Origin of the sequence: Sagittula sp. S175 (assembly GCF_049800975.1) — a bacterium.
GTDB lineage: Bacteria > Pseudomonadota > Alphaproteobacteria > Rhodobacterales > Rhodobacteraceae > Sagittula.
In genome coordinates this window covers 31,479-46,021 of sequence record NZ_JBNAGB010000012.1, presented here as the reverse complement: position 1 = coordinate 46,021, position 14,543 = coordinate 31,479, and the positions used below count along the sequence as shown (strand labels likewise).

Here is a 14,543-nt window from a genome sequence, read left to right as displayed (position 1 = left end):
CGATGCCAGCAACATCGGGGCATGACAATCTGACAGGAACCTTGAACGGCGACGTGATCGCGCTGCTGGAGGGGGATGACACCTTCTTTGGCCTCGCGGGGAACGATACCGTCGATGGCGAGGCCGGGAACGACGTCCTTTGGGGCGACGAGGACGACGACTGGCTGAAGGGCGGGATCGGCATGGACCTGCTGCTGGGCGGTGAGGGCAACGACACGCTCGAAGGCGACGAGGACAACGACACCATCGACGGCGAGGCGGGCAATGACCTGATGCTCGGGGGCGAGGGTGACGACTGGCTGGTCGGCGGCGACGGCAATGACACCATGGATGGCGAGTCCGGGGACGACAAGATCGAGGGCGATCTTGGCGACGATTGGATGAAGGGCGAGCAGGGTAACGATCTGCTGCTGGGCGGCGAGGGCAACGACACCCTCGAAGGTGGTCTCGACAATGACACCATGGACGGTGAATCCGGCGCTGACCTGATGCTCGGCGGCGAAGGCAACGACTGGATGAAGGGTGAGGACGGCAACGACACCATGGACGGCGAGTCCGGGGACGATACCGTCGAAGGCGGCCTTGGCGACGACTGGATGAAAGGCGAGCAGGGCGCTGACCTGATGCTGGGCGGCGAGGGCAATGACACCCTCGAAGGCGGTCTGGACAATGACACCATGGACGGTGAGTCCGGCGCTGACCTGATACTGGGTGGCGAAGGCAATGACTGGATGAAGGGCGAGGACGGCGACGACACCATGGATGGCGAGTCCGGTGACGACCGTCTGGAAGGGGGCCGCGGCAACGACTGGATGAAGGGTGAAGCGGGCAACGACCTGCTGATCGGTGCCGCTGGCAGCGACACCATGCTGGGCGGCGAGGGCATGGACACCCTCTACGGCGGCGGCAACGATGACGAGATGCACGGCGGCGACGGCGACGACTGCATGGTCGGTCACGGCGGTGCCGACCTGATGTTCGGCGACGCGGGCAACGACACGATGAACGGTGGCGCGCAGAACGACACCATGGACGGCGGTGACGGTGACGACTGCCTGCAAGGGCAGACCGGCGATGACGCACTAATGGGCGGCCTCGGCGCCGATACCTTGCTGGGCGGCGCCGGGACTGACGACCTGAACGGCGGTGCGGGCCATGACTCGATGGACGGGGGCGCGGACAATGACCGCCTCACCGGCGCGGCGGGCAATGACACCATGTTCGGCGGCGACGGCAACGATACGCTCTATGGCGGCGGCAACAACGACGAACTGCACGGCGGTGCGGACGACGATTGCCTTGTCGGGCACGCTGGCGCGGACCAACTGTTCGGTGACGCGGGCAACGACACGCTCAACGGCGGCGCGCATGACGACATCCTGGACGGCGGCGAGGGCGACGATTGCCTGAAAGGGCAGGGGGACAACGACGTTCTGATCGGTGGCGACGGCAACGACACCCTCGACGGTGGCGAGGGCGACGACATCCTGACCGGTGGCCTGGGAGTGGATACCTTCGTGTTCAACGGCACCTCCGGTGTGGATCACATCATGGACTTCGAGGTCGGCACCGACATCCTCGACCTGACCGGGCTGGCCGTGATCTCCGTGGGCTGGCACCAGAACGGGACCGGGGTCGACATGGAAATCAACGGAACGCTCGTGGCCTACATCGAGAACGTCGATCACTTCGAGCTCATCAGCACGGACATCCTGTACTGACGCACTCCCGCGCGACAGGACGGTAGACCATGGCTCGGCCCGCCCCTCCGGCGGGCCGTTTTGCGTCTCTGCCCTGTCGCCAACGGCACCCGGCGGACCGGCTTTCCCTATAGGATGCGGCTTCGTGACGCTGCGCGCGCATTGACGAATGCCGCATTGCCGCGATAGGAATTTTGAAATTTTATTACCCGACGGAGCGCAAACCCGTTGGAAGCCGTCTCTGGAGGGAGTGGACATGAGCGAGATCGAACGCGAGTCGATGGAATACGACGTTGTCATCGTCGGTGGCGGTCCTGCGGGCCTGTCCGCCGCGATCCGTCTGAAGCAGCTGGACCCGGACCTGAACGTCGTCCTGCTGGAAAAGGGCTCCGAAGTCGGCGCGCATATCCTGTCGGGCGCGGTGCTGGACCCGGTCGGCCTCGACGCGCTGATCCCCGACTGGAAGGAAAAGGGCGCGCCGCTCAACACCCCCGTGAAGGAAGATCACTTCTACATGCTGGGCGAAGCGGGCGAAGTCCGCATCCCCAACTGGCCCATGCCCAAGCTGATGGACAACCACGGCAAATACATCGTGTCGATGGGCAACGTCTGCCGCTGGATGGCCGAGCAGGCCGAGGCGCTGGGCGTCGAGATCTTCCCGGGCATGGCGTGTTCCGAACTGGTCTACGGTGACAATGGCGAAGTCAAAGGCGTCGTCGCGGGCGTCTTCGGCCTCGAAGCGGACGGCTCCTATGGTCCGAACACCGAGCCGGGCATGGAGCTGCTGGGCAAATACGTCTTCCTCGCCGAGGGCGTGCGCGGCTCGCTGTCGAAGGAAGTCATCGCCAAATACGACCTGCAAAAGGGCCATTGCCCGCAGAAGTTCGGCATCGGCATGAAGGAAATCTGGGAAATCGACCCGGCCAAGCACCGCGAAGGCAGCGTCACCCACACGATGGGCTGGCCGCTGAACTCGAACGCGGGCGGTGGCTCCTTCATCTATCACCTCGAGAACAACCAGGTTTACGTCGGCTTCGTGGTGCACCTGAACTACGAGAACCCGCACCTCTATCCCTACATGGAATTCCAGCGCTTCAAGCATCACCCGATGGTGGCCGAGCTGCTCGAAGGCGGCAAGCGCGTGGCGTACGGCGCGCGCGCGATTTCCGAGGGCGGCTACCAGTCCATGCCCAAGATGGTCGCACCGGGCGTCGCCCTGCTGGGCTGCTCTGTCGGCATGGTCAACGTGCCGCGCATCAAGGGCAACCACAACGCGATGCTGTCCGGCAAGGCCGCGGCCGAAGCGGCCTATGACGCGATCAAGGCCGACCGCGCCGGCGACGAGCTGACCGCCTATGAAACCGAGGTGCGCGAAGGCGCCATCGGCAAGGACCTGAAGCCCGTCCGCAACGTGAAACCCATGTGGTCTAAGTGGGGCATGATCCCCTCGCTGGCGCTGGGCGGTCTGGACATGTGGACCAACTCGCTGTTTGGCCTGTCGCTGTTCGGCACGCTGAAGCACGGCAAATCCGACGCCGCCGCCACCGGCGAGGCGTCGAAGTTCAAGCCGATCGACTACCCCAAGCCCGATGGCAAGCTGTCCTTCGACCGGCTGACGAACGTGTCCTTCTCGTTCACCAACCACGAGGAAAGCCAGCCCTGCCACCTGAAGCTCAAGGACCCCTCGATCCCGATCAATGTCAACCTGCCGAAGTTCGACGAACCGGCGCAGCGGTACTGCCCGGCAGGGGTCTACGAAGTGGTGGAAAAGGACGGCACGAAGGAATTCGTGGTGAACTTCCAGAACTGCGTCCACTGCAAGACCTGCGACATCAAGGACCCCTCCCAGAACATCAACTGGACGGTCCCGCAGGGCGGCGACGGCCCGAACTACCCGAACATGTGATCGCGTCTTCTTTGGCCGATCCAGCGAACGCGCCCCTCGGGGCGCGTTTTGCGTTTCAGGGGAGGGGTTAACCCGGTCTTCATGCGAAGCACGCATCCTCGCCCGCGTAGGGTTTCAAGGATGCACAGCATGATAAAGGAACGCGCCGACCGCTGGCCCAGTGCCTGGGGGTTCGAACTGGCCACCGACGACGGTGACTTTGCCGCGACAATCGTCAATGTCTCGGAAAGCGGCGCCTTTGCCGAAGGGCGGCTGCCGCTGGCCATCGGCGCGCGCGTGCGGCTGACCGCCATGCAGCAGCCCATTCTGGCAAAGGTCGTGCGGGTGAACACCCGTGGCGCGGCGCTGGAATTCGACGCCCCGCTCAGTGCCGCGCAGCTGGCCAACCTGCGTCAGTACCGCGACCTCCGGCAGATGTGATCGAATTGCGCGCCTCACGGGCGTCGCGCGGGTCTGCCAGTGCATTGCCATGCCTCGCGGGGCGCTCTAGGCTTTGCGCCAACAAGGAAACGAACAGGGAGGCCGGAGCGTGACGCACAGGACCAACGTCTGGGCACAAAGCATTCGGGCCGGCGCCTTGGCGCTGCTGACCACCGCAACGGGCGCCATCGCCCAGAACGCCGATCCGGCCCCCGGTTTCGCGGGCGACTACCTCGCCGCGCGTCAGGCCAGCTTCATCGGTGATTTCAAGGCCGCCGCCCATCATTACGGTCGCGCGCTGGCCTTCGATCCGAACCGCGGCGAACTGCTGGAACGCGCCATCCTGGCCGAGATGTCGCTGGGCGATTTCGGTCGCGCCGCGCTGCTGGCGCAACGCATGACCGAGGCGGGGCTGGACAGCCAGATCGCCCAGATGGCCGCGATCACCCATGCCGCGACCAAGGAAAGCTACGCCACCATCATCCAGGCGGTGGACGACAAGAAGGGCATCGGCCCGCTGGCCGACGGTCTGGTCAAGGCCTGGGCGCAACTGGGCACCGGCGACATGAGCGCCGCCCTGCTGTCCTTTGACGCGGTGTCAAAGATGCAGGGCCTCGCGCCCTTCGCCGCCTATCACAAGGCGCTGGCGCTGGCCTCCGTCGGTGACTTCGAAAGCGCCGCCGCGATCTTCGACGGGGACGAGGCCGCCGGCATGGGCTCCACCCGCCGCGGCACCATGGCCCGGGCCGAGATCCTGTCGCAACTGGGCCGCGCCCCCGAGGCGGTGACCCTGCTGGACGACAGCTTTGGCACCGAACTCGACCCCGAGTTGAAGCAGATGCGCAGCGCGCTGGAGGCGGGCGAGAAACTCCCCTTCTCCCACGTCCGCACGCCCAAGGACGGCATGGCCGAGGTCTTCTACACTCTCGCGGGCGCGCTCTCGAACGAGGGCAGCGACGACCTGACCCTGCTCTATTCCCGCATGGCCGAGGCCCTGCGCCCCGACCACACCGACGCCATCCTGCTGTCCGGTGAAATCCTCTCGGGGATGCAGCAATACGACATGGCGGAGCAGACCTTCTCGCAGGTCCCGCCCGAGGACCCCTCCTACCACGCCGCCGTCATGGGCGAGGCCGAGGCGCTGCGCGATCAGGGCGACGTTGCCGGGGCCATCGCCGCGCTCGAGGATCTTGCACAGAAGCAGCCCGACCTGACCGTCGCCCATACCACTCTGGGCGACCTCTACCGCCAGGAAGAACGCTACGCCGACGCGGTCAGCGCCTACACCACAGCGCTCGGCCTCTTCGAGGAAGAAGGCCCGCGCCAGTGGTTCCTCTACTACGCCCGCGCCATCAGCCACGAACGCCAGGACCAATGGACCGAGGCAGAGGCCGATTTCCGCAAGGCGCTGGAACTGAATCCCGAACAGCCGCAGGTTCTGAACTACCTCGGCTACTCGCTGGTCGAACAGAAGACCAAGCTCGACGAGGCGCTCGACATGATCGAACGCGCCGTCGCCGCGCGCCCCGATTCCGGCTACATCGTCGACAGCCTCGGCTGGGTGCTCTACCGCCTCGGCCGCTACGAGGAGGCCGTGCCGCACATGGAAAAGGCCGCCGAACTCATGCCCATTGACCCGGTGGTGAACGACCATCTGGGCGACGTCTACTGGGCCGTGGGCCGCGAACGCGAGGCGGAATTCATGTGGCACCGCGCACTCTCCTTCGTCGATTGGGAGGACGCCGCCGCCGAGGCCGACCCCGAACGCATCCAGCGCAAGCTCGAGGTGGGCCTCGATCAGGTCCTCGCCGAAGAGGGCGCACCGCCCCTCGAACGCGCCGCCGTCGAGTAAGCATGCCGCCCGGAACGACCACGGCCTTCGCCCCGGCGAAGGTCAACCTCGCGCTTCATGTCACCGGCCAGCGCGCTGACGGCTACCACCTGCTCGACAGCCTCGTGATGTTCGCCGACGTGGGCGACACCATCACCCTGCGCGACGCACCCGAGATGTCGCTCACCGTCACCGGCCCCCGCGCGACAGGCGTCCCCACGGACGCCCGCAACCTCTGCTGGAAGGCGGCGGAACGCTTCGGCGCCGCCGTCGCCATCACGCTCGACAAACACCTTCCCGCCGCCGCAGGCATCGGAGGCGGCTCCTCCGACGCCGCCGCCACCCTGCGCGCCATGGCCGACCTCTACAACCGGTCCTTCCCCACGGAAAACCTCGCAACCCTCGGCGCCGACGTCCCCGTCTGCACCGTGGCCCATGCCGCCCGCATGTCCGGCATCGGCGATCACGTCCTGCCGCTGACCATGGCCCCGCTGCACGCGGTCCTCGTCAATCCCGGCGTCGACGTCCCCACGCCGCAGGTCTTCAAGACCCTGACGACCAAGGCCAATCCCCCCATGACCGACTGGCCCGACCACGGCGGCGCCCCCGCCGCCATCGACTGGCTGCAAACCCAGCGAAACGACCTGCAGGCCCCGGCCATCGCCCTGCAACCGGTCATCGCCGACACGCTCGCCGCCCTCGCGGCCACCACAGGCAACCGCCTGACCCGCATGTCCGGCTCCGGTGCGACCTGCTTTGCCCTCTACGACGACCGCACTACAGCCGAGGCCGCCGCCACCCAACTCCAATCCCTTCACCCGGACTGGTGGACCACCGCCTGCACCCTGCGCTGACCCTGCTTCTTTGGTTTTCCAAATACCCTCGGGGAGTCCCGAAGGGACGGGGCAGAGCCCCATCCACATCTCCACAGTCCGCAGCGTTAACCACGGGAAACCGCACAATCATGCGCATGGTTTGTGCATGCATTGTGCATCGCAATTTCCGGCGCTGTGCAGCCGTTAATATTAACCCAAAAGGTTAACGCGACTCAGGGCGGGCACCGCCCGAAATTCAACCCAAAGGCGATAGCTCTCAGCTGACCCGCGCCACCACGTAATCGTTCAGGTCGATCAACAGGTCGCGCATCTCACCCGCCGGCAGCTGCTCCATCGCTGCCTTGGCCTTCGCCGCCCAGGCCAGCGCCTCGACCCGCGTGGCCTCCAGCGCGCCATGCTTGTTCAGCAATGCCAAGGCGTGCTCCAGGTCGCCGTCCCGCTGGTCGCCCTTCTCGATCACCCGCTTCCAGAAGGCCTGCTCCTCGGCATCCGCCTTGGCATAGGCCTTGATGAGCGGCAGCGTCAGCTTGCGCTCGCGGAAGTCGTCGCCGACGTTCTTGCCCGTCGCATCCGACCCCCAGTAATCCAGCAGGTCATCGACGATCTGAAAGGCGATCCCCAGCGCGTCGCCATAGTCGAACAGCGCCTGCACCTCGTCGTCGGGCCGCCCGGCGATCACGCCACCGACCTCCGTCGCCGCCGAGAACAGCGCCGCCGTCTTGCCCCGAACGACCTGCAAATACACATCCTCGGACGTCTTCAGGTCCTGCGCCGCCGTCAGCTGCAACACCTCGCCCTCGGCGATGGTCGCGGAGGCATTGGACAGGATGCGCAGCACCCGCAGGTTGCCCGTCTCGGTCATCAACTGGAACGACCGGGCAAACAGGTAGTCGCCCACCAGAACCGAAGATTTGTTGTCCCACAACAGGTTGGCGGTCTTGCGGCCGCGGCGCATGGCGCTTTCGTCCACCACGTCGTCATGCAGCAGCGTGGCCGTGTGGATGAACTCCACCGTCGCCGCGAGATGCACGTGATACGGACCTTCGTAGCCGCACAGCTTTGCCGCCGCGAGGGTCAGCATGGGCCGCAGCCGCTTGCCCCCGGCCTCGACCAGATAAGCCGTCACCTCGGGGATGCGTGGCGCATGTTTCGACGCCATCCGCTCGCGGATCAGGCCATTGACGGCCTCCATCTCGGGGGCCAGCAGCTGGGCCAAACGCTCGTGCGGTTTCGCGCTTCTCTGATCCAACATTTCACTCCCCGTGAAGGCTCGACAAGGGCGGTGCCCAGTCCTTACATCATCGTTATGGAAGAGCTTCTGCGCACCACCGACATCACCTTGATCCCGCTGGCCAAAACCCTTCTGGACGCCGAGGATATACCCAGCTTTGAGCTGGACGTAAACATGAGCATCCTCGAAGGATCCATGGGTATATTGCCGCGCCGCCTGATGGTCAGGACCGATGACCTGACGCGCGCCCGCCGCATCCTGGACCTCGCGGGCGTCAACTATGAGGGCTGAGCCCTTTCCCGAAGACGAACTGACCCGCGACGCCATGCTGGGCGGCAAGGTGCAGTTGTGGCAACCGCGCGAAGGCTATCGTGCGGGCACCGACCCGGTGCTGCTGGCTGCCTCGGTTCAGGCGCGCGCGGGCCAGTCCGTGCTGGAACTGGGCTGCGGCGGCGGGGCGACGCTGTGTTGCCTCGGGATGCGCGTCCCCGGCCTGCGCCTGTGCGGGATCGAGATCCAGCCGGGCTACGCCGACCTCGCCCGCCGCAACCTGTCGGACAACGGGCTGCAAGGCGAGGTCTGGGAGGGCGACCTCACCGACCCGCCCCGCGCCCTGCGGGGCGAGAGTTTCGACATGGTCGTGGCCAATCCGCCGTATTTCGAGACCGGCAAGGGGTTCGCCGCCAGCGACAGCGGGCGCAGCACGGGCCGCAGCGGCGAGGTGCCCTTGTCGGCCTGGGTCGCGGTGGCGACCAAACGGCTGAAGCCGCGCGGCTACGCGACATTCATCCAGCGCATCGAACGCCTGCCGGAACTGCTGGCGGCCATGGATGCGCATCTTGGCGCGCTGGAACTGTTGCCGCTCCTGCCGCGCGAAAACCGTCCGCCGCGTCTGTTCCTGCTGCGTGGGCGCAAGGACGGCCGCGCCCCGTTCCGATTCCATCCGCCAAAGGTGATTCATGGACTCGCGATTCGCGGAAATGCCTCGGACAACTATACGGATAGCTTCCGCGAGGTCATGGTGAGCGGTGCATCGCTGGAATTTGAGCCGGATCAAGGCTGATTCTTGCCGCGTATTACAGTTTTGTGAAGCATTATTGCAGGCGCAGCGTGACAGAACGCTTACGTTATGCTGCACTGGAATCCTGAGCCAACGAAAGGAGGATCCCCATGAGCTTGAGCTCGCATCTGCAGGAATTGAAGAGGAAGCACCAGACTCTCTCGGACGCCGTTGAGGTCGCCCAGCGATCGCCCGGGACCAATGACCTGCACATCGCGGATCTGAAGAAGCAGAAATTGCGGATCAAGGAGGAAATTACGCGCCTTTCGTCTACCGCCGTCGCCTGACCAGCTGCGGTGGGGCCTGTCCTGACGCCCGTCGGGGCAGGTCCGCCCGAGGATGGTCGCACGCCGTTGCCGCCCGGTTCGTGGCACATGCCTTGAGCCATAACTGTTGCGAAAAATCCTCGCTCAAGAGACCAGCGTCTTGCCCTCCATTCCCGTGGGCAGCGCCCTGATCTCTCCCATGATCCACTCACGGAAGGCCGCGATACGCGGCTGCATTTCCTCGCCCTTGCGACAGAGGAACCTGAACCGCGCCGGGGTCGTCAGCGCCACCGGATAAGGCGCCGTCAACAGCCCTTGCGCAAGCATGCCCTGCGCGAGGGAGGTGCGCGTCAGCAGAACGCCGCCCCCGGCAAGCGCCGCGTCCAGCGCATGATCCGCTTGGCTGAAACTTGCGGTCACCGTCGGCTGATGATCCACCCCGCAGGCCCTGAACCACGCCGCCCAGTCGCGCAAGGGGTCGAGGAACGCGATGGAAGCGTCGTCCAGCAGAGGTGCCTCCCGCAGGCTCTCGGGCGTCGGATACCGCGCGGCGATGTCTGGCCGCATCATCGGCGTGACGCCTTCCTCCAGCATTCGTTCCGAATACAGCCCCGCATCGTCGCCGGTGCCGTAACGGATCGCCACATCCACCGTGTCACGGTCGAAATCCAGCATGCGCAAGGTGGCGGCAAAGCGCAGTTCGATGTCGGGATGCGCCTGCGCAAAGGCAAACAGGCGCGGGGCCAGCCGCTTTGCGGTGAATGCCGGGCCCGCCGTGATCGTCAGCGCCGCGCCATCCTGCAAAGCCCGCGTCGCGCGCCAGGCCGTCGTCAGCCGGTCGAACCCCTCGGAGGTGCCCGGCGCCAGCACGCGCCCCGCTTCCGTCAGGGTCACCGCCCGGTTCAGACGATGGAACACGGCCTGTCCCAGGTGCTCCTCAAGGCTCTTGATCTGAAAGGACAGGGCGGCGGGCGTGACGTTCAATTCCTCCGCCGCCTTGGCAAAGGACAGGTGACGGGCGGCCGCCTCAAAGGCGCGCAGGGCGGTCAGTGGCGGAAGGCGGTCGGTCATTCGGGCAAGAATTTCTTGTGTGAAATGGCAAGAGGTCTCGTTTGTGCTGATTAAGCGTGAGGAATATTCAGAGATCAGTCAAGTAAAACTGGTTCAAGGATTTCCACCATGCTCGAAACATCTCCCGACCGCCGTCATCACTGCGCCTATCGCGCCGCACACGCAGCGCGCGGCGCTTTTGTCGCATCCCTCTGGCGGGCTGTCTTCTCTCCGCGCATCACCCGCGCAGGAAAGTGACCACCTGATCCACCTCGGTCTGGGCAATCTCGTGCCCGCCGGGGTGCCAGACGGTCGTGACCCGCGCGTCCTGATCGTCGAGCCAACTCACCAGCCGCCGCGTCAGCGGCGCAGGGCAGATTGGATCACGCTCGCCCGCCGTGACCAGCACACGGACCCTGGACAGACCAGGCACTGGCGCGGGCTCCCAGGGGATCAGCGGATGCAGCAGTGCCAGATCGGTGAACAGCGTCGGATCGGCCATGGCCGCCGACGCCAGGATATTCGCCCCGTTTGAATACCCCAAACCCGTGACGCGCGTCGCACCGGTTCTGGCCCGCGCCTCCGAGACAAAGCGGATCATCGCCTCCGTCCGTCGCGCAAGATCCGCCATGTCGTACAACCCTTCGGCCTTGCGGCGGAAAAACCGCAACGCCCCGTGTTCCGACACATCGCCCCGGGGCGAGATCACGTGCGCCTCGGGCAGGACCTCGCGGGCAAAGCCGTGAAACTGCGCCTCGGTGCCGCCGGTGCCGTGAAAGGTGAAGACGAGGGGCGCACCGGGCGCGCCCTCCGTCTCGGCAAAGGCGTAATCAGTCACGGATCGGCTCCAGCATCTGCTCCAGTCGAGCGCGCAGGTGTTCATGCTGCGTCGGCAGCTTCAGCGCTTCGCCAAGGTGCGCGCTGTCTTCGTCGCGGTCAAAGCCCGGCTCGTTGGTGGCCACCTCGAACAGCACCCCGCCCGGCGTGCGGAAGTAGATCGCCCAGAAGTAATCGCGGTCGATCACCGGCGTCACCTGGTAACCCGTGTCCATCAGCGCTTTGCGCACCTCCAGCTGCTTGTCCCGGTTGTCGACGGAAAAGGCGATGTGATGCACCGACCCGGCCCCTTGCGCGGCATGGGCGGCCTCGACCTCGGTGATGTCGATTACCTGTGCTTCATTGCCGTCGGGCACGCGATAGCGGGTCACGTTGTGCTGCGTGTCCTCCTTTTCGTAGCCCATGAAGGTCAGCAACTCGCCACTGGCCGCCGCGCCGCGTGGGCTGAGCCGCATGTCAGCGGAATGAAAGCCGCGAATCGCCACGTCCTCGGGGACATCCGCCACCCAGGGGGCGCGGTCGTCCTCGGCCTCGACCAATGCGAACCCGTCGCCGTCCGGACCCTTGAACATCAGCCGCGTCTCGCCCATCCGGTCGGTTCGGATCAGCCCATCGACCTCATAAGCGCCAAGCCGTTCCTCCCAGAAGGGCAGGGCGCCTTTCGGCACGGCAAAGGCGGTGGTGCCGACCTCCCCCACGCCGGGACGACCGCGGGCCGCATCCGGGAAGGGGAAATAGGTCATCACCGTCCCGGGCGTGCCCGCCGCGTCGCCGTAATACAGGTGGTAGACGTCCGGCGCGTCGAAGTTCACTGTCTTCTTGACCCTGCGCAGCCCCAGCACCTTGGTGAAGAACGCGTTGTTTTCCTGTGCGCCGGACGCCAGCGAGGTGACGTGGTGCAATCCGTTGATCTGCTTCAGCATGAGAAACCCTCCGTTTGGAGGCAGGATATAGCGCGGCTTCGTCTGTGTGGAATTGCAGGATTCTGCGCGGGGTTGGTGCGTGCGCGCGCAAAGACTTTTCGTCGAAAAGTCTTCGCCCCCAAAACGCAAAACGCCCCGACCTGACGGCGGGGCGCTGCGCAAGGACTTTCAACGAAAGTCCTTGGCCAGGTCGGTGACAGATCAGACGAAGAACTGCGCGCCGTTGGCAGAGATCGTCGAACCGTTGATGAAGCCCGCATTGTCCGAGGCGAGGAAGACCACGCAGCGCGCGATTTCTTCCGGCTCGCCCAGACGGCCCGCCGGGATCTGGCCGATGATCGACTCGCGCACCTTTTCCGGCACGGCCATGACCATCTCGGTGGCGATGTAGCCCGGGCAGATCGCGTTGGCAGTGATGCCGGCGCGCGCGCCTTCCTGCGCCAGGGACTTCACGATGCCCAGATCGCCCGCCTTGGTCGCGGCATAGTTCACCTGCGCGAACTGGCCCTTCTGACCGTTGATCGACGAGATGACGATGATGCGGCCAAACTTGCGCTCGCGCATCCCCGGCCACACCGGGTGAACGGTGTTGAACACGCCGGTCAGGTTGGTGTCGATCACCTCTTTCCACTGCTCCGGGGTCATCTTGTGGAAGGGCGCGTCACGGGTGATGCCCGCGTTGGCCACCACCACGTCGATCGGGCCGAGGTCGGCTTCGACCTGCGCGATGCCCGCCTTGGACGATTCGTAGTCGGCCACGTTCCACTTGTAGGTCTTGATGCCGGTCTCGGCGGTGAAGGCGGCGGCCTTCTCGTCGTTGCCTGCGTAGGTCGCGGCGACGGTGTAGCCCTCTGCCTGCAGCGCCTTCGAGATCGCCTCACCGATGCCGCGGCTGCCGCCGGTGACGAGTGCAACTCTTCCCATGATCTTCCTCCAGTCCTTGGATATTGTTTGGTAACTTTGTTACCTACCTGTTGAGGTGCCCGCAATATTGTTTCGTGCGATATTTTGACGTCTGCCGCATTTCACGCGCCGTATGGCATCGCCATGGGCCATGGACGGCATCCCTCCTCCCCCGTTTTCCGGAGGTTCAGAATTGCGCAACTTTTCCGAGAATGCAAAGGCGCTGTTAGCGCTGTAACCAATCAGGGGGACAAAAAGCAACGGGCCCCGAAGGGCCCGCCTTTTCCGTACCTTACGGGCGCTCGACGCAGAGCGCGACGCCCATGCCGCCGCCGATGCAGAGGGTCGCGAGACCCTTCTTGGCGTCGCGGCGCTGCATTTCGAACAGCAGCGTGTTCAGGACGCGCGCGCCCGAGGCGCCGATCGGGTGACCGATGGCGATGGCGCCGCCGTTCACGTTCACGATCTCCGGGTTCCAGCCCATGTCCTTGTTCACGGCGCAGGCCTGCGCGGCAAAGGCTTCGTTGGCTTCGACCAGGTCGAGGTCCTCGGCCTTCCAGCCGGCCTTTTCCAGCGCCTTGCGCGAGGCGTAGATCGGGCCGACACCCATGATCTTCGGGTCGAGACCGGCGGTCGCGTAGGAGGCGATGCGGGCCATCGGGGTGATGCCGCGCTTTTCCGCGTTCTCTGCGGACATCAGCAGGACACCGGCCGCGCCGTCGTTGATGCCCGACGCGTTCGCCGCGGTGACCGAGCCGTCCTTGGTGAAGGCCGGGCGCAGTTTCTGCATCGACTCGATGGTCGCGCCGTGACGGATGTACTCATCCTTGTCCATCACGATGTCGCCCTTGCGGGTCTTGATGGTGAAGGGGATGATCTCGTCGGCAAAGCGACCGGCGACCTGGGCGGCCTCGGCCTTGTTCTGCGAGGCCAGCGCGAACTCGTCCTGCATCTCGCGGGTGATCTGCCACTGGTTTGCGACGTTCTCGGCGGTCTGACCCATGTGGTAGCCGTTGAACGCGTCCCACAGGCCGTCCTTGATCATCGTGTCGATGTAGGAAACGTCACCCATCTTGTAGCCCTGACGCAGGTTCTGCGCGTGGGGGGACATGGACATGTTTTCCTGGCCACCGGCGCAGACGATGTCGGCATCGCCCAGCATGATGTGCTGTGCCGCCAGCGCGACCGAGCGCAGGCCCGAGCCGCAGACCTGGTTGATCGACCATGCGGCAGAGCCTTCGGGCAGGCCTGCGTTGATATGCGCCTGACGGGCCGGGTTCTGGCCCTGTGCTGCGGTCAGAACCTGACCGAGGATGGTTTCCGAGACTTCGCCTTTTTCGATGCCTGCGCGCGCAACCAGCGCTTCCAGCACGGCGGCGCCAAGGTCATGCGCCGGGGTGTTGGCAAACGATCCGCCAAAGCTGCCGACGCCCGTGCGGGCCGCGCTTGCGATAACGACATTGGTCATATGGTGTCCTCCTGGCCAAGCGTTCATATGCGCGGAACCGCGGGGCGCGGGCCGCTTCCTGTCTCGCCTGTCGGATCAGGGGATTAACCGATTTTTAGCCTGGTCAAAAGGG

Annotated in this window: 14 protein-coding genes; 8 read left to right on the top strand and 6 right to left on the bottom strand. The window is 65.3% G+C overall.

Annotated features, from left to right (window positions below; translation table 11 throughout):
• The first annotated feature begins 2 nt into the window (after nucleotides 1-2).
• The 5 genes from ACP16H_RS15620 (at nucleotide 3) to ACP16H_RS15600 (ending at nucleotide 6,711) form a co-directional block, all read left to right on the top strand.
• The gene (locus tag ACP16H_RS15620) at nucleotides 3-1,721 is read left to right on the top strand and encodes a calcium-binding protein (protein ID WP_425073174.1); all 1,719 of its coding nucleotides are present in this window, start codon (nucleotides 3-5) and stop codon (nucleotides 1,719-1,721) included.
• Nucleotides 1,722-1,956: 235 nt separating this feature from the next.
• Entirely contained in the window at nucleotides 1,957-3,606 is a 1,650-nt protein-coding gene (locus tag ACP16H_RS15615) for a 4Fe-4S dicluster domain-containing protein (protein ID WP_425073173.1), read from the top strand.
• Between the two features lie 129 nt (nucleotides 3,607-3,735).
• A complete protein-coding gene (locus ACP16H_RS15610) occupies nucleotides 3,736-4,026 on the top strand; it encodes a PilZ domain-containing protein (RefSeq protein WP_425073172.1) in 291 nt (96 codons plus the stop codon).
• A gap of 109 nt (nucleotides 4,027-4,135) precedes the next feature.
• A complete protein-coding gene (locus tag ACP16H_RS15605) occupies nucleotides 4,136-5,878 on the top strand; it encodes a tetratricopeptide repeat protein (protein WP_425073171.1) in 1,743 nt (580 codons plus the stop codon).
• Nucleotides 5,879-5,880: 2 nt separating this feature from the next.
• Entirely contained in the window at nucleotides 5,881-6,711 is an 831-nt protein-coding gene (locus ACP16H_RS15600) for a 4-(cytidine 5'-diphospho)-2-C-methyl-D-erythritol kinase (protein ID WP_425073170.1), read from the top strand.
• A gap of 238 nt (nucleotides 6,712-6,949) precedes the next feature.
• Here the strand turns inward: ACP16H_RS15600 and ACP16H_RS15595 are convergent, their stop codons facing one another.
• Nucleotides 6,950-7,945 (bottom strand): polyprenyl synthetase family protein, encoded by a 996-nt coding sequence (locus ACP16H_RS15595; RefSeq protein WP_425073169.1) that lies wholly within the window; start codon nucleotides 7,943-7,945, stop codon nucleotides 6,950-6,952.
• A gap of 54 nt (nucleotides 7,946-7,999) precedes the next feature.
• Between ACP16H_RS15595 and ACP16H_RS15590 the strand changes: the two genes are divergently transcribed.
• The 3 genes from ACP16H_RS15590 (at nucleotide 8,000) to ACP16H_RS15580 (ending at nucleotide 9,271) form a co-directional block, all read left to right on the top strand.
• A complete protein-coding gene (locus tag ACP16H_RS15590) occupies nucleotides 8,000-8,215 on the top strand; it encodes a DUF2007 domain-containing protein (protein WP_425073278.1) in 216 nt (71 codons plus the stop codon).
• Nucleotides 8,205-8,987, top strand: a complete 783-nt coding sequence (locus ACP16H_RS15585) for a tRNA1(Val) (adenine(37)-N6)-methyltransferase (protein ID WP_425073168.1) — start codon at nucleotides 8,205-8,207, stop codon at nucleotides 8,985-8,987. The genes ACP16H_RS15590 and ACP16H_RS15585 overlap by 11 nt, the downstream gene beginning before the upstream one ends.
• A gap of 107 nt (nucleotides 8,988-9,094) precedes the next feature.
• Entirely contained in the window at nucleotides 9,095-9,271 is a 177-nt protein-coding gene (locus tag ACP16H_RS15580) for a YdcH family protein (protein WP_425073167.1), read from the top strand.
• A 123-nt stretch (nucleotides 9,272-9,394) separates the two neighbouring features.
• On the opposite strand, the gene gcvA is transcribed toward ACP16H_RS15580, so the two are convergent.
• The 5 genes from gcvA to ACP16H_RS15555 form a co-directional block, all read right to left on the bottom strand.
• Nucleotides 9,395-10,321, bottom strand: coding sequence for a transcriptional regulator GcvA (gene gcvA, locus ACP16H_RS15575; RefSeq protein WP_425073166.1), 927 nt, complete (start codon nucleotides 10,319-10,321; stop codon nucleotides 9,395-9,397).
• 217 nt (nucleotides 10,322-10,538) lie between these two features.
• Nucleotides 10,539-11,138, bottom strand: coding sequence for an alpha/beta hydrolase (locus ACP16H_RS15570; RefSeq protein ID WP_425073165.1), 600 nt, complete (start codon nucleotides 11,136-11,138; stop codon nucleotides 10,539-10,541).
• Nucleotides 11,131-12,060 (bottom strand): VOC family protein, encoded by a 930-nt coding sequence (locus ACP16H_RS15565; RefSeq protein ID WP_425073164.1) that lies wholly within the window; start codon nucleotides 12,058-12,060, stop codon nucleotides 11,131-11,133. Before ACP16H_RS15565 ends, ACP16H_RS15570 begins: the two co-directional genes overlap by 8 nt.
• 201 nt (nucleotides 12,061-12,261) lie before the next feature.
• Entirely contained in the window at nucleotides 12,262-12,984 is a 723-nt protein-coding gene (gene phbB / locus ACP16H_RS15560) for an acetoacetyl-CoA reductase (protein WP_425073163.1), read from the bottom strand.
• A 271-nt stretch (nucleotides 12,985-13,255) separates the two neighbouring features.
• A complete protein-coding gene (locus ACP16H_RS15555; RefSeq protein ID WP_425073162.1) occupies nucleotides 13,256-14,431 on the bottom strand; it encodes an acetyl-CoA C-acetyltransferase in 1,176 nt (391 codons plus the stop codon).
• Between the last annotated feature and the right edge of the window lie 112 nt (nucleotides 14,432-14,543).